The organism is Desulfoscipio sp. XC116 (assembly GCF_039851975.1).
GTDB lineage: Bacteria > Bacillota > Desulfotomaculia > Desulfotomaculales > Desulfallaceae > Sporotomaculum.
Map to the genome: position 1 here is coordinate 351201 of NZ_CP156660.1, position 25034 is coordinate 376234.

Consider the following 25034-nt stretch of genomic DNA (forward strand, 5'->3'; position numbering starts at 1 on the left):
ATGTTTTTAACTATTTTTAAATCTAAAATTCACCGTGCCGTGGTTACCGAGGCGAATTTAAATTATGTAGGCAGCATTACTATTGATGAAGCACTGATGGAGGCAGCCGATATATTGCCCAATGAAAAAGTGCAGGTTGTAAATAACAATAACGGGGCTCGTTTGGAAACTTACGTTATACCCGGTCCCCGGGACTCCGGAGTGATTTGCCTGAACGGGGCGGCGGCCAGGCTGGTGCAGCCGGGCGATACCGTGATCATTATAACCTATGCTGTTATGGACCGTGATGAAGCCCGTAATTTCAAACCCAGGGCGATATTGGTGGATGAGCACAATAAGGTTACCCGTATAATGGAAGAAAAACACGGTGCAGAGGCTTAACGGGTCAATATTAAAAACATTTTGTTGAGATATAACAAAATTTATGTGTATAATATTGAGGACATTAATTCTCGGTGGCTAATTCGCGTTAATGAAGGAGTGATTATGTGCCCAACGTTGCCGATAACAAACAATTAACGGACGGAATAAAGCGACTTAAGCAGCAACGCAACGCGATTATTTTAAGTCACGTATACCAGCCGCCCGAAATTCAAGAAATTGCCGACTTTGTGGGCGATTCCCTGGAGCTGTCTCGGCGGGCGGCCGCTACCGATGCTGACGTAATTGTATTTTGTGGGGTACACTTTATGGCTGAGAGTGCGGCCATATTGTCGCCGCAGAAAACAGTGCTGCTGCCCGAGGTAAGTGCCGGGTGTCCGATGGCGGATATGGTTACGGTTGATGCGCTGCGGGCCCAAAAGGCCCGGATGCCTGAAGCGCTGGTGGTGTGTTATGTTAATACATCGGCGGAGGTTAAGGCGGAATGTGATATTGTCTGCACATCGGCCAATGCCGTGCATGTAGTAGAATCAATGCCCGCCGACCGGCCTGTTCTTTTTGTGCCGGATAAAAATTTAGGCCGTTATGTGGCCAAGCAGTCCGGGCGGACGATGCATATATGGGAAGGATGCTGTTATGTCCACGATCGGCTGACCGCGGATGAGGTGCTGAAAGCCAAGTCCGAGCATCCGCAGGCTTTAGTGCTGGTGCATCCCGAGTGTCGTCCCGAGGTGGCGGAATTGGCCGACCATGTGGCCAGCACCACGGGTATGCTGCGATTTGCCAAGGAAAGCGGGGCCAGGGAATATATTATAGCTACCGAAAAAGGTATATTACACCAGTTTAACAAGCAGTGCCCCGGTAAAAGGTTTTATCCCGCCTCGGATAATCTTGTTTGCCGGGATATGAAGTCCACCACGCTGGAAAAGGTACTTAATTCTTTACAAAAGCTGGAGCCCCGGGTGACTGTTTCCGCAGAGATCGGGGACCGGGCTCTGAAGTGCCTGGAAAGGATGCTGGCGGTACAGTAAACGGAGGGTTTACCAGTGGCCAACCATTATATTATGAATTTTAACACCCGGGACCTGCCTGGATGTAAGACCGATTACATTATCCTGGGCAGCGGTATCGCCGGGTTTTTCACCGCCCTTTTAGCCGGCCGGCTGGGGGCCGGAGTTACCGTGCTGACCAAGCAAAGCATCTTGGACAGCAATACCGACAAGGCGCAGGGTGGTATAGCCGCCGCCATGGATACTGATGATTCGCCTGAACTGCATTACCGGGACACGCTGCTGGCTGGTGCCGGGCTGTGTGACCGGGGGGCGGTGCGTATTCTGGTCAATGAAGGGCCGCGCCGGGTTCTGCAGTTGATGGATATGGGGGCCCGCTTTGATGTGGAAGGCGGGCGTTTGGCGCTGACCCGTGAGGGCGCCCATAGCTGCCGGCGTATACTGCATGCCTGTGGTGATGCCACCGGGGCGGAAATTCAGCGTGTGCTGAATAAGCAGGCTTTGGCTGAGCAGAATATTCAGGTGCTGGAGCGGCACATTGCCATAGATCTTTTAGTTAAGGATAATGTTTGCCACGGGGTGCTGGCTTACGATTGTGAGACTTGCCGGCTGCAAGTTTATCAAAGCCGGGCCGTAGTTCTGGCTACCGGTGGTTTGGGGCAGCTGTATGATCACAGTACCAATCCCGAGGTGGCTACCGGGGACGGTATTGCCATGGCCTATCGGGCCGGTGCCGAAGTAATGGACATGGAGTTTTTGCAGTTTCATCCCACCGTACTGAACTTGCCCGGTGCGCCGCGATTTCTAATTTCCGAGGCTGTGCGGGGCGAGGGTGCTTACCTGCGTAACGGGCGAGGCGAACGGTTTATGCCGGGATACCATGAACTGGCGGAGCTGGCGCCACGTGATATTGTGGTGCGGGCTATTTTACAGGAAATGCGTCGAGGTTCCGAAACAGGCGTATTTTTGGACTTAAGCCATCTGGATCCCGATCTGGTGCTGCACCGTTTTCCCAATATCAATCGCACCTGTCTGGGCTATGGACTGGATATTACCCACGACATGGTGCCGGTGGCCCCGGCCGCTCATTATATGATGGGTGGCGTAAAAACCAATTATTTTGGGGAAACCAATGTAGAGAGGCTTTACGCCTGCGGTGAGGTGGCCTGCCAGGGGGTGCACGGCGCTAATCGTTTGGCCAGTAATTCATTATTGGACGGTCTGGTGTTTGGCGGTCGCATTGTGGAGCGCACCGCCGGTCTCTGGCGGGAGCAGATGAGTCCTTGGCCGGATTTTGCCTCGGAATTGCCCGAATCCACAGATGATGTAAATAGCCGGGCGCTTAAGGAGAAACTGCAGTCTTTGATGAGCATGTATGTCGGCCCGCTGCGGAACCGGGAAGGTTTGGAAAAGGCGCTGGGTTTTATGGATGAATATTCCGGCTTGGAAAACACTGCGGTTCGGACCCCGCTGGCTGCTGAGACCGGCAACCGTTTATTGGTATCTCGTTTGGTGGCGGAATCGGCGCTGATGCGCACCGAGAGCAGGGGGGGGCATTTTCGCCAGGATTATCGGGTACCTCGCAACAGCTGGCTAAAACATATAATTTTACGCAAATGATATTGTTTTTAAGTTGAAAATAACTTTATGCAAGCCTGGTAGTATAAGCGGGCATGTTCGGGACCGGGCATGTCCGCCGTAAAACAGCGGTATCGGGTGCGCACCCGGAGATGGAGGGGTTTCTAATGTTTATTAACGAACGTTTATTAAATGAACTCATTAGCCGCGCTCTGGATGAGGATATCGGTTCGGGCGATCTGACCACGAACAGTATAGTTCCGGGTGATATTGCCGTGGTGGGTTATATCAAAGCCAAGCAGCGCGGTGTGGCAGCCGGCTTGCCCGTGGCCGGGGCGGTGTTTCGGCGCCTGGACCCGGATTTGCAATTCATGCCTCGGGTGGCCGAGGGAGCCCGTATTAGTCCCGGTGATGTGCTGGCGCAGCTGAACGGGCGGGCCCGGACCGTGCTTACCGGGGAAAGGCTGGCCCTTAATTTTTTGCAGCGTCTTTCCGGGATAGCCACTGTCACCGCGGATTTAGTGGAAGCGGTGCGAGGTTATTCGGTGCGCATCGTGGATACCCGAAAAACTACTCCGGGACTGCGCCAGCTGGAAAAGTACGCTGTCCGGGTGGGCGGCGGGCATAACCATCGCCTGGGATTGTTTGATGCCGTGTTAATTAAGGATAATCATATCAGGGTAGCCGGTGGCATCAAGCAAGCTGTGGAAAGTGCCCGGTCCCGGGTGCCTCATACCGTTAAAATAGAAGTGGAAACCGAGGATCTGAACGGGGTGCTGGAGGCATTGGAAGCAGGAGCCGATATTATCATGCTGGATAATATGGATATACGTACTATGGCCGAAGCGGTACGTCTGATTAACGGCCGTGTACCGGTGGAAGCATCGGGAGGGATCGGCGCGCAAACCATTGATGCGGTGGCAGCCACCGGAGTGGATATTATTTCGGTGGGGGCATTAACCCATTCCGCCGTGGCGCTGGATATCAGTCTGGACGTGGGCGAGCTAAAACCAATGCGTGGCAGAGTTTAAGGAGCTTTTGGTGCCGGGTGTTGAAAGTCTGAACCTCTCTTATCGCGACGCAGCAAACTAAAATAGCGCACAGCAAACAGATCATCACAAGATAGTCTTTAAAGAGGTAAACAAATGTAAACCTATTTGAATGTCATAGTTGACAACGATTTCGGCGGGAATTACAATTAATTGAGATTTGATTCGCTGCATAAACCCATGTTCTAGAAAAATATATCGTGCTATGGGGATGGGCGCATTGGAGTGTCGGCATATGAAGAGCAATATAGTGCGTATATTAAAACAAAGCGGTGACTGGATTTCCGGTGAATATCTGTGCCGGGAGCTGGGTGTGTCCCGCACGGCGATCTGGAAACATATCCGGGGTTTGCGGGAGGAAGGATATGACATAGAGGCCAGAGCCAATCTTGGGTATCGCCTGCGCAGTGTGCCTGATGTGCCCTATCCCGGCGAGGTTGCCGCAGGTCTTGGCACCGAGGTGATGGGCAGCCGCATTGAATACTATACCGATGTGTCCACTACCAACGGGGAGGCCAAGAAGCTGGCCCGGGCGGGCTGCCCGGAAGGCACAGTGGTGGTGGCTGAAAGTCAGAACGGCGGTAAGGGGCGAATGGGCCGTTTTTGGTTTTCACCCCGGGCTAAGGGATTGTGGTTTTCGGTGGTACTGCGCCCGATAGTTGATCTGGTGGAAACACCGCAGGCGACCCTGGTGGCAGCTGTAGCGGTGGCGCAGGCGGTTCGCGAGCACACCGGGGTTGCGGCGGGCATTAAGTGGCCCAATGACTTGCTGGTAGAAGGTAAAAAACTATGCGGTATACTGGTGGAATTAAATGCTGAAATGGACAGGGTCAACTTTATGGTGGCGGGCATTGGCTTAAATGTAAATATTGATAGCAGTCATTTTTCGCCTGAACTGGCCGAAACAGCCACATCATTAAAAATTGAAGCCGGGCGTCATATTCCCCGGGTACCTTTATTGCGAGCAGTATTGCAATCCTTGGACATCTGGTATCGGCGCTGGCTGCGTGAGGGTTTTGTTCCCGTACTGGATAAATGGCGGGAATTATGTGTTACTTTGGATTGCCCGGTAACAGTACATACAATGAAAGGCAGCTATGTCGGTCATGCCTTGGACGTGGATGAAACCGGGGCGCTGCTGGTACAAACATCGGACGGTGCGGTACAGCGTTTGGTAGCGGGGGAGGTGTCGCTGCGCAAAGTATAAGTTTTACTGTTGCGATTATGCAGAAAAGGTGAATTTTTTATGCCTCTTTTTTATGCCCCAAACGTTAACCATATTTAATCATCTGGTTAACGTTTGGTAAAAGTTAAAAGGTGATCTAGCCTGAAAAAGCCAGATTAAACATCGCAGGTCGTATTCATAGTAACGTGGGCTTCAAGCGTTGTGGTCGTATTCATAGCAATGACAGATTAAGCTATATTTTTATCTTTCCGACGGTGTCGCGTTGGCGGCATGGATGTCTATATGAAAATTACCGTATTGAATTCTATAAGGGATTTCTTTAAGGAGAATCTGCTAAAGGAAAGGAGTGTATATATTTTGAGTAAACTGACACCGAGAGATATGGTGCTGGTGGCTCTGTTTGCCGCATTGGCCGTGGTGGCCGCTTTACTGTTTCGTTTTCTTGGCGGCATGATTGTCCCCTTCAGTTTGATACCCTTTGTGGCGTTGCTGGCCGGCGGGTTGTTGGGGGCCAGATTGGGAGCGATGAGTATGGCTATTTATACTTTGATGGGTGTGCTGGGGGTGCCGGTATTTGAAAAACCGCCCTTTGGGGGACCGGCTTATGTACTGTCGCCTACCTTTGGTTTTTTACTGGGCTTTATTTCTGCCGCTTTAATAACCGGGTTGATTTTACGTGGCCGGCGGGATGCGGGACCGGTGCGCCTTTCCCTGGCCATGCTGGCGGGGGTGGCTATGATTTGGGTTGTTGGATTGCCTTATCTTTATGTGATACTGAATTATTATCTGGGTAAATCTCTTGGTCTGTCGGAGATTATGATGCTCTTTTTTGTGCCCTTTATCGGATTTGACTTCCTTAAAGCACTGGCCGCCGGGGTGCTTGTGCGCATGGTGGGCGCGCGCCTTCCAATGCCGCAAGAACAGCGGAATTGATATAAATACCGGATACATGGTGATTGGCTGAAATACCCGATGTAACTCAAATTAGATTATTTACATGCGGAATATATGGATGTCTGCTGAGAAACTAGCTAATATTAAAGAACCCACGCCTTGCGGTGTGGGTTCTTTAAATATTAGCTTCAAAATCAAACAGTAAAATTTCTGTTATTATTGCTATAATGCGAATTTAATTGCACGCAAGCACCGGTTTTGTTAAAATTGGCATAGTTCAAAAAGAGTGTAAATAAGGAAAAGAGGGGAACTGCCGTTGATACTGGTATTTGATGTGGGTAACACTAATATTGTGCTGGGCGTTTTTAAAGAGCGGGAGCTGGTGGAAAACTGGCGGCTGTCTACCGCCCGGCACCGTACTTCCGACGAGTACGGTATATTATTGAGGGATTTATTTAGGGCGTCCACAGTTACTATGGAGGATATCAAGGCTACGGTATTATCCTCAGTGGTACCGCCGATTAACCCGACCCTGGAGCGGACCTGCCGGAAATACTTCGGGTTAACTCCCCATATGGTGGGGCCGGGGACTAAAACGGGTATGCCCATTAAATATGAAAACCCGCGGGAAGTGGGGGCCGACCGTATTGTCAATGCTGTGGCGGGTTATGAGCAGTATGGCGGTCCTTTGATTATTGTGGATTTCGGTACCGCCACTACGTTCTGTGTGATATCGGCAAAGGGGGAATATTGGGGCGGGGCTATTGCTCCGGGAATAGGCATATCCACCGAGGCGCTGTTTGCCCGGGCTGCAAAACTACCCCGGGTGGAACTGGTCAAGCCCCCCTCAATAATAGGTAAAAACACTGTTAACAGTATGCAATCGGGTATAGTTTACGGCTTTGTGGGACAAGTTAATGAAATTGTGCGCCGGATGAAAAAGGAAATTGATAGCGTTCCTCTGGTAGTGGCCACCGGCGGCTTGGCTGAGTTGATCGCGGGAGAGACATCTGCTATTGACCGGGTGGATAAATATCTGACTTTAAATGGCTTGCGTATAATTTATGAGCGTAACTGTAGAGCGCATTAGTAGTTCGGTCAAGCATGTCCGGTGCTTAAAAGTATAATGATATTCGGAGTTGAAAAGGCTGCAACTGCTGTGGCAGAGTGATGAGCCGGGAAAAGAAGGATGAAAAAATTGTGCGGTAAACTGCCAATGCCCGATGACAGACAATCAGGCACCTTTAACATAGGCCATGTACCCGTGGCCAATCAGGTAGTGGCGGCTCCTATGGCGGGTGTGACCGACCGGGCCTTTAGAATACTGGCTGCCGAACATAATTGCGGCCTGGTTTGCACTGAAATGATCAGTGACCAGGCTCTTATTTACGGCAATCCCAAGACTAATATTTTATTGGATATAAGCGGTGAAAAGGGACCTGTTAGCGTGCAGATATTCGGCAGCCAAGTCGGGTATATGGCGCGTGCCGCTGAGATTGCGGCCGGTCGGGGGGCTGATATTATTGATATTAACATGGGCTGCCCCACTCCCAAAATAGTGAAAAACGGTGAAGGCGCTGCGCTGATGCGCAATCCGGACCTGGCGGCGCGTATCGTGGAGGCGGTAGTAAACCGGGTGAATTGTCCGGTAACGGTGAAGATGCGCAAAGGTTGGGATGAGACATCGGTTAATGCGGTGGAATTGGCCCGCCTGGTGGCGCGGGCGGGGGCGGCGGCGGTAGCGGTGCACGGGCGCACCCGTGAACAGTATTACAGCGGGGAGGCCGACTGGCGGATTATTCGTCAAGTGCGCGAAGCCGTAACTGTGCCGGTAATCGGTAATGGAGATGTGCGTACTCCTGAAGATGCCCGGCGTATGCTGCAGCAAACAGGCTGCCATGCCGTGATGATTGGACGGGCGGCTGCGGGCAACCCCTGGATTTTCAGCCGCACTGCTCATTACCTGGCTGCCGGTGAGCTGCTGCCCGGGCCTACGCTCCTAACCCGGCGGGAAACTGCTATACGGCATTATAAATTGTTGGTAAAGATAAAGGGGGAGGATGTAGCCAACAGGGAGATGCGCAAACACCTGGCCTGGTACACTAAGGGGCTGCGCGGATCAGCCGGTCTTCGGGCGCGGATTAATCAGGGCCGCAGTTATAAGTTTTATACTGAGCAGATTTGGGAATTATTGATAGACGCCCATACCGGCAAACGAGACATAAAAGAAGAATAACAGTATAGTTAATCTGTTTGCGAAAGCCATAGCGATGTGTCATCCAGAATATACAAAACAGAATGGCCGTACCTATAAATGCCTTCTCGGGGATGGGAAGATGTTGTGGGATGTGCCGGCGAATCAGTTAACCGGTTTTCAGCCGGTTTTTTTTTGTTAAGGAAATTATGTGCTGTGCTATCAGAAACTTCTTTGACTTATCCGGTGCGTACTGTTAAAATATATCTGTACACAACATTGTGCACAGATAGCGGCAAACCGTCATAAAGTTTGCTAAACTATATTTTTTGCTGTAGTGATAGGCTTGCTAGCGTTGGGGAGGATATGATGGACTTAATACGCATTGGCGATAAAGTAGTCAGCAGGCATAAAATAGACAGTTTTATAGCAGAAATATTGCAACTTCGGTCTTTAGGGCTTTCCCAGACAGATGTAGCCGCCCGGTTGGGTATTGACCGCACTCTGGTTTCACGATTGGAAAACATGGGTGAAGTTCGTAAAGGCAAAAGTGTGGCCGTGATTGGTTTTCCCATTGCCAACCGTGATGAGATAGACGCTTTGATGCAGGCCGAGGGGGTAGATTATGTACTGCTGATGACTGAATCCGAACGCTGGGATTTTGTCAGACAGAAAAGTGGTGTAGAGCTTTTCGACGCTATTATGGAGCTGATCGCCCGGGCTCACTCTTATGATCAGGTGGTAGTTATCGGATCTGAGAAAAGAATAAGAATTATTCGGGCCGTGCTGGATAAAGAGGTGATTGGACTGGAAATAGGTTCGTCACCTATCAAAGAAGACAAGTATGTAGACCCTGCGGAATTGGTGGCGGTAATCAGGGCTATTAAAGCAAGTCATTGAAGGAGAAAAGTTCTATGAATAATTTTGCGTTCATGATTCATCCTTTGGATATTAGTGATTTTGCCCGTAAATTCGGGTTGTTGGGTAAACTGCCGCCCCGTTTGCTGGAGGGGTTGTTTAAATATGCACCGCCGATCAAGGTGTCAAAAATTACCGGCGTTTATTCGGAACACGGTTGTACGGAAGGTTGGTTTGTAGCCTGTCCCATTACGGCTCGTCTGATGGTTGAACTGCCCGAAAAATATGTTATGCGCAAAATTATTAAAACCGGTAAGCTGGCCCAGAAGATGGGCGCTAAAATATTAGGATTGGGTGCTTTTACTTCCGTGGTTGGTGATGCCGGTATTACTGTGGCTAAAAATTTAGATATTGCTGTTACCACGGGCAACAGCTACACTGTAGCTACAGCTGTGGATGGCGCCAGGGAGGCGGCCCGCTTGATGGGACACGACCTGAAAAAATGCCATGCCGTGGTGGTGGGGGCGACGGGTTCCATCGGGCAGGTTTGCGCTCGTATGCTGGCCAGGGATGTGCGATCCGTGACGCTGGTGGCACGGCGGAAAAATCGGCTGGAGGAATTGGCCGATAAAATTATGTATGAGACCGGTGTAGCGGCCAGGATTACTTCAGATATTAAACAGGCTTTGAAAGACGCCCACATAGTAATTGCTGTGACCAGCGCGGTGGATACCATTATTGGTCCCGAGGATTTAATGCCCGGCGCCGTGGTTTGTGATGTCAGCCGTCCCCGCAATGTATCCAGGCAAGTGGCTGAAAAACGACGGGATGTGCTGGTTATTGAGGGTGGTGTGGTTAATGTGCCGGGTAAGGTTAATTTTAACTTTAATTTTGGTTTTCCCCCGGGCACGTCCTATGCTTGCATGGCGGAGACCATGATGCTGGCCATGGAGGGTCGCTACGAGAATTTTACCCTGGGCCGGGATTTAAGCCTTAAGCAAGTGGAGCAAATATCTGCTTTGGCCCGTAAGCATGGTTTTCGGCTGGCTGGTTTTCGCAGCTTTGAGAGGGCGGTCAGTCCGGAGGAGATAGCCGGGATCAGGGAAAGGGCCCGGGCCCGGGCCCGGGCCAAACAAGCCCTGTCTAAAGCCAGATAATAAATATAGTATAGTGTTAACATGCCTTTAACAAACCTTGACAAAAAATAGCTGTCTACATATAATGTTAAGGATGAAACGTCGGAACATCGGGGCACTGCAATTTTTTTTTTGCAGTGCTTTAATAATAACTGGGGGGATTTGTAAAACATTGCTTATTTATCCTTGTTTTTTTGAATAATTAAAGGGGAACAACATATATTGTTTTGTAAAACTTAAGATTAAGGAGAAGGAATTAAATGAGCGATAAGGAAGTTATACTTACTATAGAAGGTCTCAAGAAATTAGAAGTGGAACTGGAACAATTAAAATCTGTAAAACGCCGGGAAGTGGCTCTGCGGATCAAGCAGGCTATAGAATTCGGTGATATTAGCGAAAACTCCGAATACGAAGATGCCAAAAACGAGCAGGCCTTCATAGAAGGACGTATTCTCACGCTGGAAAAGATGTTGCGTAACGCTAAAATTATTGATGATGAAAATCTGGGCACCGAGGTGGTATCCATTGGCTCCACGGTGCTTTTGCGTGATGTTGAGTTTGACGAAGAATTTAAATGCACCATTGTCGGTTCCGCGGAAGCAGACCCCGGAGAGAGTAAGATATCCAACGAATCCCCGGTGGGCAGATCCATATTGGGAAAATCAAAGGGTGAAACCGTGGAAGTTATCGTGCCGGCAGGTGCCTTAAAATATCAAATAGTAGATATTATCAAGTAGTTCGAGTGCATCGGAGGTAAGCAAGTACAATGTCCAGTGATCAATCAAAACAAGATGTCCATGTGCCTCGGTCTCAAACTGAGGATATTAACGAATTGATTCGGGTGCGGCTGGCTAAGCTGGATGAGTTTAAGCAGCAGGGATTGGACCCATATGGCGGTAAATACGAATGCAGTCACACAGCCAGTGAAATATTGAATGACTTTGATAATTTTGAAAACCAGCAGGTTTCCCTGGCAGGCCGGATTATGGCTAAAAGGGGACACGGTAAGGCTGGTTTTGCCAACATACAAGACAGTACAGGCCAGATACAAATTTATGCCCGGCTGAATGATGTGGGCGAGCAGACGTATGATTTATTTTCCAAACTGGATATAGGCGATATTGTTGGTGTGGTCGGCAAGATATTTAAAACCCGCATGGGTGAAATCACCCTGGCGGTGGAAAACCTGCGCTTGTTAAGCAAGTCTTTGCGGCCTTTGCCCGAAAAATGGCATGGCTTGCGTGATGTGGAGCTGCGTTACCGGCAGCGTTATGTGGATTTAATTGTCAACCCTGGTGTTAAGGAATCCTTTGTTAAACGCAGCCGGATTATACAGGCCATCCGCGGATATTTGGATCAGCGGGGTTTTCTGGAAGTGGAAACGCCCATGATGCATTCCATTGCGGGTGGAGCCGCGGCCCGTCCTTTTATTACGCATCATAATACGCTGGATATGGACTTGTTCCTGCGCATTGCCCCGGAGCTCTATTTGAAGCGTCTGTTGGTAGGTGGATTTGACCGGGTGTATGAGATTAACCGCAACTTTCGCAACGAGGGCATCAGTACCAAACATAATCCCGAGTTCACCATGCTGGAGTTATATCAGGCGTACGCCGACTATAATGATATGATGGATTTGGCTGAAGATATTATCTGTACTGTAGCGGAGCAGGTACTGAGCACCAATGTGGTGCGTTATGGCGATGCTGATATCAGCCTGGCCAAGCCCTGGGCTCGCGTGCCCATGCTGGAAGCGGTTAAAAAATACAGCGGGGTGGACTTTGAGACGCTTGGCAATGATGAAGAAGCTTATGACGCTGTGCGGAAATTGCCTGTCGAGGTGGAGCGTGGTGAGTCCTGGGGTGCTATTTTAAACAAGGTATTTGAAGAAATGGTGGAGCCCAATTTAATTCAACCCACTTTTATATATGATTACCCGCTTGATATATCACCTCTGGCCAAGAAAAAGGAAGACAGGCCCGATCTTACCTACCGGTTTGAGTTATTTATTTATGGGCGGGAAATGGGGAATGCTTTTTCTGAGTTAAACGACCCTCTGGATCAAAAGGAAAGATTTCTAAACCAGCTGGAAAAAAGGCGGGCCGGTGACGACGAAGCACACATGATGGATGAAGACTATGTTAACGCGCTGGAATACGGTATGCCCCCCGCGGGTGGGCTGGGCATCGGTATTGACCGGTTGGTGATGCTTTTGACGGACGCGGCATCCATAAGGGACGTTATCTTGTTTCCGTTGATGAAACCGCGGGAGAGTTAACGCCGGCGGCATAATTTGTTTATTGACACCTTTTGTGCGCTATGATAATATTTAAAGCCGAGGCGGCAGTGAAATGCAGCTAAGATAACCATTGGGGGCTTGTAGCTCAGCCGGTTAGAGCGCACGCCTGATAAGCGTGAGGCCGGTGGTTCGAGTCCACCCAGGCCCACCAAACGCATATAATCCGAACCACTCACGACAGGTAAAATCTGCCGGCGAAGGGTTCGGACTTGTTTTATATTTAGAATGAAATAGAGAGAGGTAAGTGATTATGCTTGTCTCTTATTCATTCCTATATAATTGCTATGATACTTGTGATTGATATTGCGAAAGAGTGGTGACTGTTTTGGTATTAGAAACATCCCGCCTGTATTTGAGAAAAATACAAGTTGATGATTACAACGATATTTGCACGATTTTACAAGATATTGACGTAATGTATGCGTGGGGACATGCCTTTTCCGACATAGAAGTAACCGAGTGGATTAATGAGAATATTATGAGGTACAGCCGGGATGGTTACAGTTATTGGGCTGTTATAGAAAAAATATCTGATAAACTTATAGGTGTTACCGGGCTTATAGCAGAGAAAGTTGATAACGAAGATCATGTTGGTGTTGGCTATATCTACGATAAGGCATATTGGAAAAAAGGATATGCGTTTGAGGGTGCCGCAGCTTGTGTTGATTATGCTTTCAATACTTTGCATATAAATGAAATAACAGCCCAAATCCGACCCGAAAATGAATCTTCAAGAAAAGTAGCGGAAAAACTTGGTATGTCCATAAAGAAGGACTTTATAAGACGATACAAAGGTGAAGATATACCTCATCTGCTTTATGCTTGTAACAGTTTGGTACAGGCAAGGCTCCCGGAGAAGACTGTCGCTGAGTGAATACCTAAACGCGTATACAAAAGACATACATAAGAACCCCTCCACATCTTCTGTTGGGAGGGGTTCTTGTGCGAAAAGAAGGGAGTTTGATGAAGGATGCCTGTTCGGTTATACTATACCATTGCCACAGGGGAAAGAGGGCGCCCCTTCGCGGTTATTGGGAAACAACCATTGGTTGATTCCTTAAGCACACCTGTATTGGCGGCCTCAATGCCCATCTTGTTTTTGTGGAAAAGCCCTTTATCCTGCCTGCTCCGGATTGGCAGAAAAATGAGTTTTTTTACAGGTCAGGTGACCTGGCGGGATATTATTATGATTGGCAAATTATCCATTGTAAGGAGCAAGTCCTTGATTGCAACTCTGGAAACCGTGCGCATCAGCATGTGGTAAGCTCCATTATTGCCAAAAAATATGAGCTGTGTCGGCAAATAAGCATCCTCTTTTGGGGCAGGTTAAGAACAAGTGGTTCCCTGCCATGCCCTGTTGGAAAGTGTCGGTACCTGCTCTTTGTGGGTGATGCCAAGCGGTTTTCAGGGCGAATTTTACGAATAAAAGGCTCAGTAAAATTTATAATGCTTGCTAAGTTGCTATAAATGTGATAACATCTAATACCGTAGGGCGGTTGCTTAAAGCTTAGGCCCTGATATTGCGATATATCAGCAAATTAAATAAACAGCCCAAACGGGGGTGTAGCTCAGTTGGGAGAGCACCTGCCTTGCAAGCAGGGGGTCACCGGTTCGAGTCCGGTCATCTCCACCAGTTATTCCTCGATAGCTCAACGGTAGAGCATCCGGCTGTTAACCGGAGGGTTGCTGGTTCGAATCCAGCTCGGGGAGCCAAATTATAAGCTGCATTTTTATTGGTAATAAACCAATGGAAATGCAGCTTTTTTCATTTAAAAATTAAAACTTGGAACTGGAGAAAGGATTCACCGATATGGTTGAGGGGCGCACAAAGCCTGCAAGCGAAGTATCTCCTCATATTCGTAAGGATTATGGTATATGATTTATGAGATTGAAATCTCCGAACAGGCAGAATTAGATTTGCGTAATATTTTTAAGTACATCGCTTTTACTCTGCTTTCAATGGAAAATGCTATTGGACAGTTAGGACGTTTGGAAGAAAGTATCCAAATGGCATTGCGTAGTACAAGCTCTGCGGTGCTTTTTTATTTGCAATGTGCTAACTGCTGAAATGCTTGCTGTTTTTAATTAATACATTATAAGTCTGGGTTGCCACCACGCCCACAATATATCCTGTTATCAAAGCAGACACCAGCAAGACCGGCAGGTAAACATAAATGCGAAAATCTTGCATTAGTAAGCCGGCTGCAAATAATTGCCCTATATTATGCGCGGTAGCTCCCACCAGACTAATGGTTACAATGTTAACTTGCCTGTTCAAATATCGCCACATTAGAACCATGATTAATGTGCTTAACAGACCACCGCTGATACTAAATAAAAAACCTATCGGGTTGCCGCCGTACAGGGCGGCCAGCAGGCATCGCAAAGTGACAATTAAAAAGGTGTCTTTCCACCCCAGGATTAATAAAGCCAGCAAGGTAATTATATTAGCCAGCCCCAGCTTTACACCCGGAACGGCAATGGGCAGTGATATAAATCCTTCTATGATATTTAGTACCGTTGCCTGGGCGATAAACAAGGCTATGATAACCATTCGTTTTGTATTAAGCATGTTCTGTTCTCCCCAAATAGTGCAATAGCGTTAAGCACACATCAAAATAGCTGTTAGCAATGGAACTTGCTACTATTATTTGCTATATTATTCTATTGATTAATCAATTAGTTTTGATACTTAAAAGGAAATGGTGTCCGGCTGTTTCACATCCTCTTTTACTCCTTCGATTACCACCCTGAGACGATTGGGCATGCAAACGGCCATTTGACCCGGTTTAGTCAGCCAGCCTGCTTTTACGCATAATTTGTTCGGGCAGTCCGCTTCCTTGATGCGTACCCGGCCATCCTTTATTTCCACTATGTTGTAATGCCCTTCGCTGTCCTCGATTTTAATTTGTTTATTTATACTTTCGGTTAAATTTATCCTTTGATATACTTGTTCATTTTTATAGATAACGGCTACCGGTTTTTGATTTTTCAGGCTTTGTTTATAAATAGCCGCGCCAATAAAGCTGGCTATTATTAAAGATGCCAGTATAATATAGATAAATTTGTTAATATTATTCATAAGTGAAATCCCCGTCAGTTAATTGAAAACTATCCTTTAATCCTTGCGTGATATATACCTTCTTGTCGTTGGTGATAAAAATAGCTTCCACCCCATCCAAACTATCAATCAGTTTCATACCCTCAGTCAAACCCATAACATATGCCCCGGTGGACAAAGCATCGGCATCAATACCCCGGTCTGTGACTATGGTAACGCTGATTAAGCCATTATCGGCAGGGTATCCCGTGTCGGGGTCCATAATATGGTGATAGCGCCGTCCATCTTTGATGAAGTAACGCTCGTAACCGCCCGAGGATACCACAGCTTTGTCGGTTGCGTAGACAATGCCCAGGTATGTGCCTCGTGCTGCCAGAGGATTTTGGATGCCTACGCGCCATGGGGCGCCGTCTTTTTTGGCCCCGACGGCCATAACATTGCCCCCTAAATTAATTATGCCCTGCCGCACTCCGTGCTCCAACAGTATTCTCTTGGCTTCGTCTCCGGCATAACCCTTGGCTATGCCTCCCAGATCCACTACCTGTCCCGGGCGGGCGATCATAGCTGTGTGGCCGTTATTGCTGATCTGTAAGGAGTTGCCATCAACCAGGGATATAGCCCTTTGGATATCGGCTTCACCGGGTATTACAGCGAGGCCTGAACCTATGTTCCAGAGCTTGACCAGCGGCCCGATGGTGGGGTCGTAAGCCCCCTGTGTTAAAGTGCTTATAGTAATGGCCCGGGTCAATACATAATGGGTATCCGCGCTGGTTTTCACCGCTTTTAACCCGGCTTGTGCGTTAAGCTTGGCGAGTTCGCTGTCCTCACTAAAAAGGGTCATCTTTTTTTCTATTTCGGCAATCCTTTGGAAAATAGCGGCACAAATTTCGGGGGCCCGGCTGTCTTCGATGGTGATGGTTATTTCGGTATCCAGCAAAAAGTCTTGGGCGGTATAAGGTTCCTGTTCCTGCGCTGTTGAACATCCGGCGCAAGCAAAAGCTAAAAGCATAAAAGCGGCCAGCCGGCCGGCAAGCCTATGATAAGTGATCATCGTACATCTCCCATTCATAATCCAGCTATAAATAAAACCCACGAGCAGGGAACTCATGGGCTTATTATATGTGCTGATTGTTTATTATTCAATAGAATGGATGGCTAATCAAATTTCAAGACTCTCACTTCTATAAGTGGGAGTTCCTATTTTTACTTCAGGTAGGATGGAATCCCCATCTGAAGTCCTGATGTTCGGCTTTAGTTCGAGTTTAATCCAAACAAGATGGTTTAAGAAGTATTAAATTCAGAAATGATAAATTACAGTGAGTAAAACAGTGCTAATTCAGCGTTAATAGTTTAGCCGGTTTTTTTTAGCTGTTGAAAAAAAATATATGCTATGTGTTATACTTATAGTAAAGGTAAGTTAAAGTCAAAATCAATAACTTGGCAGCTGCGATGGGGCGCGGAAACTTAAATGTATTTTTTTAGTAGGAGGTTAATTGCATAATGTCTAGCTTGTCCAACATAATCGAGCAATATTTAAACAGATTATTTCAGCAGAGCAGCGAAAAGACAGTTGAGATACAGCGTAATGAGCTAGCCGAAAAATTTGACTGCGCTCCATCACAGATTAATTACGTTCTAGCCACCAGGTTTACCATTGAAAAGGGTTACGTGGTGGAAAGCCGCCGGGGTGGCGGGGGATTTGTGCGGATAGTTAAAGTGCCGCTGAATGCCGGGGAGTTGGACCTGGTTAACGAAGTAATCGGTTTGGTGGGTGACCGTATCTCGGAGCGTGGTGCCGGTGCTATTTTATCCCGGCTGTTGGAAGAGCAAATAGTTACCCTGCGGGAGGCCGCTATCATTAAGGCGTGTCTTGCGCGGAATGTATTGCGTATTGGCTTGCCGGCCCGAGATCAGCTGCGGGCTAATATTCTAAAATCCATATTAATGGTTGTATTTAAAAATTATAGATAATTCCGGAGGGATTATTGATGCTTTGTGAAAGATGTCATGAAAGGCCGGCCACTGTGCATTATACAGAGATAGTGAACGGCCACAAAACAAAGATGCATTTGTGTGAAGTCTGCGCCGGGCAAATGCAGGCCGGTGGATTGGTTCTTATGCCCCAAATTAATCTGCATAACATTCTGGCCAGTTTTTTGAGCCAGACACCGCCGGCTCATTCATTTGCCGCTGAAACCCGGCAGGAAAACAGCTGTCCCACATGCGGTACTACCGAGAATTTATTTGCTCAAAAGGGGCTGTTAGGGTGTGGCGACTGTTACCGGCATTTCGGGGATCGCCTGGAACCCCTGATGCGCAGAATACACGGTTCCAGCAGTCATGCGGGCAAGGTGCCCGAACGAACCGGCGGGCGGGTTAAAATGATTAAACAAATTAACGATATAAAAGGCCGGCTGCAGCAAGCCGTGGTGCGGGAAGAATTCGAAATGGCGGCGCAGCTGCGTGATCAAATTCGGCAATTGGAACAGCAGCTATCGGGGGGTGAGGACAGTGGGAATTAAAGAAACGGTGAACAGCGCCAGAAGCGGCTGGATGGTAGGGGGCGGCCCCGAGGGGGATATATTGATCAGCAGCCGGATTAGGGTGGCCCGCAATTTAAAAGGATATGCTTATCCTCATCTGCTGGATATGGAAAAAGCTGAAAAAGTTATTCATGCTGTGCAGTTGGCTCTGGGAAATCAGATTATTACAAGTCGGATAGGTAATCTGGAAATAACACGTATGTCTGAATTGAGCCCTGTGGAGAGGCAAATACTAGTAGAAAAGCATCTAATCAGCCCGAATCTTTTGGAGGATTACGGGAAAAAGGCCGTGGCTTTGCGGGATGACGAGGTTATCAGCATTATGATCAATGAAGAGGATCATTTGCGTATTCAATGCCTGCTGCCGGGATCGCAATTGGAGAAAGCCTGGGCAATGGTGAATCAAATAGACGATGGTTTGGAGAATACGCTTGATTATACTTTTTCTGAGAAATTCGGCTATCTAACCGCTTGTCCCACTAATGTCGGCACGGGCATGCGAGCCTCGGTAATGCTGCATTTGCCCGGGCTGGTGCTGGTGGATCAGGTAGGCGCGGTGCTGACTACTATCTCCAAGCTGGGATTCACGGTGCGGGGACTGTACGGTGAAGGTACCGAAGCGCTGGGCAATTTGTTTCAGCTTAGTAATCAGGTCACTATGGGGCATTCGGAGGAAGAAATCATCAACAGCTTAAACTCGGTTACCGGGCAGATACTGGCCCAGGAACGGGAGGCCCGTAAGGCATTGCTGCAGCGGCGCAAAGATCAGCTGGAAGATAAAGTGGGACGTTCGTATGGCTTGCTGAAATATGCGCATGTAATGTCATCCGAGGAAACCATGCGCCGCTTATCGGATGTGCGGCTGGGGATTGATCTGCAGCTGATCTCCGGTATAACGGCTGAACAATTAACGGAATTGATGGTCATGACTCGTCCCGCATATTTGGTTAAGCAGCGGGACGATGAATCAAATCCCTTGCATCAGAATATTTTAAGGGCTCAAATTATTCGCGATAAGCTAAACCAGGGAGGTTGATTAATATGTTGTTTGGCAGGTTTACTCAGAGAGCGCAGAAAGTGCTTATGCTGGCTCAGGAAGAGGCTAAACGATTTAAGCACCCCTATGTGGGTACGGAGCATATATTATTGGGGTTGATCAGCGAGGGTGAAGGGGTGGCGGCCAAGGCTCTGGCGAGTTTGGGCGTGCAGGCCGATAAAGTGCGGGCTATGGTAGAGCAATCTATTGGTACGGGAGAAGGATCGCCCCGGGAAATGGCTCTAACGCCCCGGGTTAAAAAGGTGCTGGAGCTCTCCGTTGACGAGGCCAGGCGCATGGGTACCAATTACGTAGGTACTGAACACTTGTTGCTGGGTTTGATACGGGAAGGGGAAGGTGTGGCTGCCCAGGTGTTGGGTGTTTTGGGCGCCAATCAGGAAAGAGTGCGCCAGGTGGTTATACAACTGCTGGGCGGGGCCGGGGGAGGGGGTTCCCAGAGGCAGCAGCCCCAACCGGGCTGTGCCGGGGGAACCTGTGGCACTAAGACCGTCACCTTGGACCAGTTTGGCCGGGACCTGACCGATATGGCCCGTGAGGATAATCTGGATCCCGTGGTCGGCCGGGAAAAGGAAATTGAGCGGGTGGTGCAGATTTTAAGCCGCCGCACTAAAAATAACCCTGTGCTCATTGGTGACCCGGGGGTGGGGAAAACAGCTGTTGTAGAGGGTCTGGCCCAGCGTATTGTGTCGGGAAACGTGCCCGAAACATTATTGCAAAAACGTCTGGTTACATTGGATTTAGCCTTGCTGGTAGCCGGCACCAAGTACCGGGGTGAGTTTGAGGAGCGGCTTAAAAAAGTGGTGGAGGAAATTACCCGCGAAAAGAATGTTATTGTATTTATTGATGAACTGCACACGATAATTGGTGCCGGAGCGGCGGAAGGGGCCATTGATGCCGCCAATATATTAAAACCGGCTCTGGCCAGGGGAGAGCTGCAGTGTATTGGGGCTACCACTCTGGATGAATACCGTAAGCACATTGAGCGGGACTCTGCACTGGAACGTCGTTTCCAGCCTATTACAGTTGAGGAACCCAGTGTGGAGGAAACGGTACAGATTTTAATGGGATTGCGCGATAAATATGAGGCGCATCACCGGGTACGCATTACGGATAAAGCCTTAAAGGCCGCAGCCCGGCTTAGCGACCGATATATTACCGATCGTTTTCTGCCTGACAAGGCTATTGACCTAATGGATGAGGCGGGCTCCAGGGTACGCTTGCAGGCTTTTACCGCGCCTCCCGACGTAAAGGAACTGGAGCAGCGCATTGAAGAGATGCACAAGGAAAAAGAAGCCGCCGTAAACAATCAGGAATTTGAAAAGGCGGCTCAGCTTCGGGATGAGGAAAATAAGTTAAGGCAGGAGCTGGGAGGTAAGCGCAGCAGCTGGCAGCAGCAGAAGGGCGGCAAGCGGCTGGAAGTGACGGAGGAGGATATTGCCCAAATTGTAGCCAGTTGGACCGGTATTCCGGTGCGCAAACTGGCGGAGGAGGAATCCGACCGGCTGCTTCGGATGGAGGAAATACTGCACCGGCGGGTTATCGGCCAGGACGAAGCTGTTGCGGCAGTTTCCAGGGCTATCCGCCGGGCCCGGGCCGGGCTGAAGGATCCCAAGCGGCCAATTGGCTCGTTTATCTTTTTGGGACCTACCGGAGTAGGTAAAACCGAGTTGGCCCGGGCTGTGGCCGAGGCCATGTTCGGCGATGAAGACGCCATGGTGCGTGTTGATATGAGCGAATATATGGAAAAGTTTGCGGTAAGCCGGCTGGTGGGTGCGCCTCCGGGATATGTGGGTTATGATGAGGGCGGGCAGTTAACCGATGCGGTTCGCCGCAAACCCTACTCCGTGGTGCTGTTGGATGAGATTGAAAAGGCCCATCCGGATGTGTTTAACATACTGCTGCAAGTTCTGGAAGACGGTCGACTCACTGATGCCAGGGGCCGTACGGTAGATTTTCGCAACACGGTAATTATTATGACCTCCAATGTGGGGGTAAGCTTAATCAAGCGGGAAGCCATGCTGGGCTTTAAAACAGATGAGGGCGAAAACAAAAATTATGAGAACATGAAGAGAAGAGTTATGGATGATTTGCGCCGTGCATTCAGGCCGGAGTTTCTAAACCGCATTGATGATACAATAGTCTTCCATGCACTGAACCAGGAGCACATTGCCGAAATTGTGGGTTTAATGGTGCGGGAAGTGGCCGGGCGGCTGGCTGAAAATGAGATAGAAATTGAAGTCACTGAGGCGGCTAAGGAGTATCTGGCCCGGGAGGGATTTGACGAAGAATACGGTGCCAGGCCGCTGCGCCGGGCTATCCAGAAGGAAATTGAGGATCGCCTTTCAGAGGAAATGTTGAAGGGCACTTTTAGGAAAGGCAATCGGGTATTTATTGATAAAGAGGCCGGCGGCGGTTTAACGGTAACCAAAAATTTAACGCTATTGAAATAATGGACTTATAGCAAGGGCCATTAAGCTAAATTATAACAACGGGGTAAAGGGTGGATGTTAAACCCCCTTTTATCCCGTAATTACATAAATTGGTCATAATATTGGGGACTAAATACCCGGGACTAAATACCCGGGACTAAATACCCGGCGCATTGGTACTCCAATGATGTTTATGCTATGATATAATTATTTGATAATTGTTTATTGGGAGACTTGGCTGTGACTGCAAAAAAAACCGGTTATTACTGCCAGGAGTGCGGTCATTTTACTCTCCGCTGGATGGGCCGTTGCGCCGGTTGTGGGGCTTGGAACACTTATGTGGAAGAGGTTTGTGCACCTGCGCGGCGCCGCCGGGCGGCGGAGTGCCCGGAAGAGCCCCGTCCTCTTATTGAAGTTCCGCCGGTGGACAGTGAACGCCGCTCTACAGGTATGGCTGAATTAAATCGTGTGCTGGGTGGCGGTTTGGTGCCGGGTTCATTAATTTTACTGGGCGGTGATCCGGGCATTGGTAAATCCACTTTGCTTTTGCAGGTAGCCGGCGCTGTTGGTTCCGCGGGTCACCGGGTGCTTTACGTATCGGGGGAAGAGTCACCCCAGCAAATTAAACTGCGTGCCGACCGGCTTGGGGTAAACGGCGCCGAGCTTTACGTTTATCCCCAAACTGATCTGGAGGACGTGGAAGATCAGTTGGTTAAGGTGAACCCTTTACTGGTGGTAGTGGATTCCATTCAGACTATGTACTTATCCCATGTTGCATCCGCCCCCGGCAGTGTGAGTCAGGTGCGGGAGTGTACCGCCCGTCTTATGCAGCTGGCCAAAAAACAGTCGGTATCTATTTTTGTTGTGGGGCATGTAACCAAGGAGGGGATGATTGCCGGTCCCCGGGTGATGGAGCACATGGTGGACGTGGTTTTATACTTTGAAGGTGAGCGCCGCCAGACATTTAGGATATTGCGCGGAGTGAAAAACCGTTTCGGCTCTACCAATGAAATCGGTGTTTTTGAAATGTCCGGCGCCGGTTTGCGGGAAGTGTCCAATCCGTCCTCTTTCTTCTTAATGGATCATGTCCACCGGGATATGGCCGGTACGGTGGTGGTGCCGACACTGGAGGGCACCCGCCCGCTGCTGGTGGAGATTCAGGCCCTGGTTTGCCCTACCTCCTTTGGTACACCCAGGCGGATGACTGCCGGGGTGGATCACAATCGGGTAGCTTTAATTATGGCGGTACTGGAAAAACGCCTGGGGTTGATGCTGGGTAACTGCGATGCTTACGTTAACGTGGTAGGCGGTGTGCGTATAGATGAACCCGCGGCCGATCTGGGTATTGCCATGGCCTTGGCGTCCAGCTTTCGGGAACGGTCCATTGACGGGCGCATGGTGATTATGGGTGAGCTGGGGCTGACCGGTGAAATAAGACAGGTTGCTGCAGCGGATAAAAGGATTCGGGAAGCTGCCCAGCTGGGTTTTGGCTCTTGCCTGGCGCCTCGACAAAAGGGTCTGCCAAAAGTCAGCGGGCTAAATATTTTAGAAGCGGCAACACTGGCTGAAGCATTTGACTTGGCATTCTAATATATGTAGAATTTTACTTATACCGGTGCTTTAGAAGGGGGATAAAATTGGAAGATAAATTGCTCAAGGTGTTGCGGATGGTTGCGCCGGGTACGCCGCTGCGGGAAGGTATGGAAAATATTTTAAGGGCTAAGACCGGAGGTCTGCTAGTCATTGGTGATGGTCCCGAAATTATGGAGCTGGCCGAAGGCGGGTTTGCTATCAATGCTGTTTTTACTCCAGCCAATCTTTACGAATTGGCTAAAATGGACGGGGCCATAATTATTAGTGAAGATGTTAAAAAAATTATAGCGGCTAACACCCAATTGATCCCCAATTTAAGTATCCCCTCCAGTGAGACGGGTATCAGGCACCGGACGGCGGAACGTGTGGCTAAGCAAACAGGTGCATTGGTTATCTCCATATCCCAGCGGCGGAGTGTTATTACTATTTATAAGGGTAATATAAAATATGTACTGAGAGAATCGGGAGTTGTTATTACTAAAGCAAATCAGGCCATACAAACTTTGGAGAAGTATCGTCATGTGTTAAACAGGGTTGTGGCTAATTTAAGTATACTGGAATTTGAGGAAGCCGTCACGCTATTTGATGTGGCCAAGGCTATTCAAAGGACGGAAATGGTTTTGCGGGTAGTTAAAGAGATTAAACGATATATAGGCGAGCTGGGAACCGAAGGACGTTTAATTACTATGCAGCTTGAAGAGCTGGTGGCCAATGTGGAGGATGAAGGGCGTTTAATTATTCAAGATTACGCCACCCTAAGCGGCGAAAAACCGCCGGAAAGTGTCTTGTTTATGATCAGCAGCTGGCCGGCTGAAGACTTATTGGATCTTTCGCTTATAGCGCGTGCCCTGGGGCACCCGGGCAGTGCCAGCATACTGGATCAGAGTGTGGCGCCGCGCGGTTATCGTATTTTAGAAAAAATCCCCCGGCTGCCCCTGCAAGTGGTGGAAAATCTGGTGCGTGAATTTGGCTCACTGCGGAAGATACTTGGGGCCACAATTGAAGAATTGGATGCCGTTGAGGGAATTGGTGAGGTGAGGGCACGTTCCATTAAGGAAGGGCTGCAGAGGTATCGCGATCAGCTTACCCAGGAACGATTCGTTTAAATAGAATAAAATTTATTAAGGCGTGGTTAGGCTCCACGCCTTAATAAATTTTTATGTAAAAAATGAAAAACATAACAGCAGGAAAATAACCTATTGATGCAGAAATCTATTTTGGAACGCAGTAAGAGCGTTCGCTTTATGTTTGATAGATTTAAAAGTCGGACCGGCGTTGTTTTTAGTTGAGTTGTATCTGCGGACGGCTATGAATCAGGACCCGGTCAGGCCAAGTTGTATAGCCCCAGTGCCCTTATCTTTTTTTGCTCCTTAATTAAAATATCATACATGTTTAAATCAAGCAAATTGCAAAGAGCGGCCAGATAAAAGAGGGTACGCCCCATTTCCAATTCTATGATTTCCCGGCAGCTGTCACATAGTTTGCCTTCCAGGTGCGATTCCAGCAGTCTTTTTAATTCCTCCAGCGAGGTTTCGGGTGGGATTTGCTTTTTGGCTGCGTTTATTTTCAAACATCCGCAGCTTGTCACGGATTTAATAATGTTTCGATTCATTTTGGCGTTGGTTTCTTGAGATTTAGCCAGTAGGTCCAGGATACTTTGGTTGCAGAGCAATATTTCAGAAACCGTATGTTGAAATTCGTCGTACATTATATTTTTGAGCAAACGGTTTCACTCCTTTATAATTTTAAAACCTTGCAGTAATTAT

Annotated in this window: 25 protein-coding genes and 3 tRNA genes; 24 read left to right on the forward strand and 4 right to left on the reverse strand. The window is 48.7% G+C overall.

Translation table 11 applies throughout. From position 1 onward, the window contains the following. From panD to ABDB91_RS01710, 18 genes are all read left to right on the forward strand, one after another. Complete coding sequence (panD, locus tag ABDB91_RS01625) at positions 1–381, forward strand: aspartate 1-decarboxylase (RefSeq protein WP_347489879.1); 381 nt, start codon at positions 1–3, stop codon at positions 379–381. 107 nt (positions 382–488) lie between these two features. Continuing rightward, positions 489–1412 carry a quinolinate synthase NadA gene (gene nadA / locus ABDB91_RS01630; protein ID WP_347489880.1) on the forward strand — a complete coding sequence of 308 codons (924 nt, stop codon included), beginning with the start codon at positions 489–491 and terminating at the stop codon, positions 1410–1412. A 15-nt stretch (positions 1413–1427) separates the two neighbouring features. Then, positions 1428–3011: an L-aspartate oxidase gene (gene nadB / locus ABDB91_RS01635; RefSeq protein ID WP_347489881.1), complete on the forward strand. Its 1584-nt coding sequence runs from the start codon at positions 1428–1430 to the stop codon at positions 3009–3011. Between the two features lie 125 nt (positions 3012–3136). After that, positions 3137–4000: a carboxylating nicotinate-nucleotide diphosphorylase gene (gene nadC / locus ABDB91_RS01640; protein ID WP_347489882.1), complete on the forward strand. Its 864-nt coding sequence runs from the start codon at positions 3137–3139 to the stop codon at positions 3998–4000. A gap of 253 nt (positions 4001–4253) precedes the next feature. Next, complete coding sequence (locus tag ABDB91_RS01645; protein WP_347489883.1) at positions 4254–5225, forward strand: biotin--[acetyl-CoA-carboxylase] ligase; 972 nt, start codon at positions 4254–4256, stop codon at positions 5223–5225. Positions 5226–5561: 336 nt separating this feature from the next. After that, the gene (locus tag ABDB91_RS01650) at positions 5562–6137 is read left to right on the forward strand and encodes a biotin transporter BioY (RefSeq protein ID WP_347489884.1); all 576 of its coding nucleotides are present in this window, start codon (positions 5562–5564) and stop codon (positions 6135–6137) included. A gap of 277 nt (positions 6138–6414) precedes the next feature. Continuing rightward, positions 6415–7188 (forward strand): type III pantothenate kinase, encoded by a 774-nt coding sequence (locus tag ABDB91_RS01655; protein ID WP_347489885.1) that lies wholly within the window; start codon positions 6415–6417, stop codon positions 7186–7188. Positions 7189–7314: 126 nt separating this feature from the next. Then, positions 7315–8334: a tRNA dihydrouridine synthase DusB gene (gene dusB, locus ABDB91_RS01660; RefSeq protein ID WP_347491501.1), complete on the forward strand. Its 1020-nt coding sequence runs from the start codon at positions 7315–7317 to the stop codon at positions 8332–8334. 324 nt (positions 8335–8658) lie between these two features. Further along, on the forward strand, positions 8659–9192 hold the full coding sequence (locus ABDB91_RS01665; protein ID WP_347489886.1) for a helix-turn-helix transcriptional regulator: 534 nt from the start codon (positions 8659–8661) through the stop codon (positions 9190–9192). 14 nt (positions 9193–9206) lie between these two features. Then, positions 9207–10307, forward strand: a complete 1101-nt coding sequence (locus ABDB91_RS01670; protein WP_347489887.1) for an NAD(P)H-binding protein — start codon at positions 9207–9209, stop codon at positions 10305–10307. Between the two features lie 239 nt (positions 10308–10546). Next, complete coding sequence (gene greA / locus ABDB91_RS01675; protein WP_347489888.1) at positions 10547–11023, forward strand: transcription elongation factor GreA; 477 nt, start codon at positions 10547–10549, stop codon at positions 11021–11023. Between the two features lie 29 nt (positions 11024–11052). After that, positions 11053–12564: a lysine--tRNA ligase gene (gene lysS, locus ABDB91_RS01680; RefSeq protein ID WP_347489889.1), complete on the forward strand. Its 1512-nt coding sequence runs from the start codon at positions 11053–11055 to the stop codon at positions 12562–12564. 95 nt (positions 12565–12659) lie between these two features. Beyond that, positions 12660–12736: transfer RNA gene (locus tag ABDB91_RS01685), tRNA-Ile, on the forward strand. 165 nt (positions 12737–12901) lie between these two features. Continuing rightward, on the forward strand, positions 12902–13459 hold the full coding sequence (locus ABDB91_RS01690; RefSeq protein WP_347489890.1) for a GNAT family N-acetyltransferase: 558 nt from the start codon (positions 12902–12904) through the stop codon (positions 13457–13459). A 96-nt stretch (positions 13460–13555) separates the two neighbouring features. Continuing rightward, complete coding sequence (locus ABDB91_RS01695) at positions 13556–13849, forward strand: hypothetical protein (RefSeq protein ID WP_347489891.1); 294 nt, start codon at positions 13556–13558, stop codon at positions 13847–13849. A gap of 293 nt (positions 13850–14142) precedes the next feature. Continuing rightward, positions 14143–14218: transfer RNA gene (locus ABDB91_RS01700), tRNA-Ala, on the forward strand. Positions 14219–14223: 5 nt separating this feature from the next. Then, a tRNA-Asn gene (locus ABDB91_RS01705) sits at positions 14224–14298 on the forward strand. Between the two features lie 162 nt (positions 14299–14460). Then, positions 14461–14652, forward strand: coding sequence for a hypothetical protein (locus ABDB91_RS01710; protein WP_347489892.1), 192 nt, complete (start codon positions 14461–14463; stop codon positions 14650–14652). Here the strand turns inward: ABDB91_RS01710 and ABDB91_RS01715 are convergent. The 3 genes from ABDB91_RS01715 to ABDB91_RS01725 all read right to left on the reverse strand — a co-directional run bounded on the left by ABDB91_RS01715 (position 14642) and on the right by ABDB91_RS01725 (position 16697). Further along, positions 14642–15157: a Gx transporter family protein gene (locus ABDB91_RS01715; RefSeq protein ID WP_347489893.1), complete on the reverse strand. Its 516-nt coding sequence runs from the start codon at positions 15155–15157 to the stop codon at positions 14642–14644. The genes ABDB91_RS01710 and ABDB91_RS01715 overlap by 11 nt on opposite strands. 120 nt (positions 15158–15277) lie before the next feature. Beyond that, on the reverse strand, positions 15278–15667 hold the full coding sequence (locus tag ABDB91_RS01720) for a NusG domain II-containing protein (protein ID WP_347489894.1): 390 nt from the start codon (positions 15665–15667) through the stop codon (positions 15278–15280). Continuing rightward, complete coding sequence (locus ABDB91_RS01725) at positions 15660–16697, reverse strand: FAD:protein FMN transferase (RefSeq protein WP_347489895.1); 1038 nt, start codon at positions 16695–16697, stop codon at positions 15660–15662. Before ABDB91_RS01725 ends, ABDB91_RS01720 begins: the two co-directional genes overlap by 8 nt. A gap of 449 nt (positions 16698–17146) precedes the next feature. Here ABDB91_RS01725 and ABDB91_RS01730 point away from each other — a divergent pair, with 449 nt between their 5' ends. The 6 genes from ABDB91_RS01730 to disA all read left to right on the forward strand — a co-directional run bounded on the left by ABDB91_RS01730 (position 17147) and on the right by disA (position 24374). Further along, on the forward strand, positions 17147–17617 hold the full coding sequence (locus tag ABDB91_RS01730) for a CtsR family transcriptional regulator (protein WP_347489896.1): 471 nt from the start codon (positions 17147–17149) through the stop codon (positions 17615–17617). 17 nt (positions 17618–17634) lie between these two features. Further along, positions 17635–18168: a UvrB/UvrC motif-containing protein gene (locus ABDB91_RS01735; protein ID WP_347489897.1), complete on the forward strand. Its 534-nt coding sequence runs from the start codon at positions 17635–17637 to the stop codon at positions 18166–18168. Next, a complete protein-coding gene (locus ABDB91_RS01740; protein ID WP_347489898.1) occupies positions 18158–19225 on the forward strand; it encodes a protein arginine kinase in 1068 nt (355 codons plus the stop codon). The genes ABDB91_RS01735 and ABDB91_RS01740 overlap by 11 nt, the downstream gene beginning before the upstream one ends. Before the next feature lie 8 nt (positions 19226–19233). Continuing rightward, a complete protein-coding gene (locus ABDB91_RS01745; protein WP_347491502.1) occupies positions 19234–21696 on the forward strand; it encodes an ATP-dependent Clp protease ATP-binding subunit in 2463 nt (820 codons plus the stop codon). A gap of 219 nt (positions 21697–21915) precedes the next feature. Next, the gene (radA, locus tag ABDB91_RS01750) at positions 21916–23265 is read left to right on the forward strand and encodes a DNA repair protein RadA (protein WP_347489899.1); all 1350 of its coding nucleotides are present in this window, start codon (positions 21916–21918) and stop codon (positions 23263–23265) included. Positions 23266–23312: 47 nt separating this feature from the next. After that, complete coding sequence (gene disA, locus ABDB91_RS01755; RefSeq protein ID WP_347489900.1) at positions 23313–24374, forward strand: DNA integrity scanning diadenylate cyclase DisA; 1062 nt, start codon at positions 23313–23315, stop codon at positions 24372–24374. 218 nt (positions 24375–24592) lie between these two features. Here the strand turns inward: disA and ABDB91_RS01760 are convergent, their stop codons facing one another. Beyond that, complete coding sequence (locus ABDB91_RS01760; protein WP_347489901.1) at positions 24593–24991, reverse strand: DUF1573 domain-containing protein; 399 nt, start codon at positions 24989–24991, stop codon at positions 24593–24595. Positions 24992–25034 lie beyond the last annotated feature (43 nt).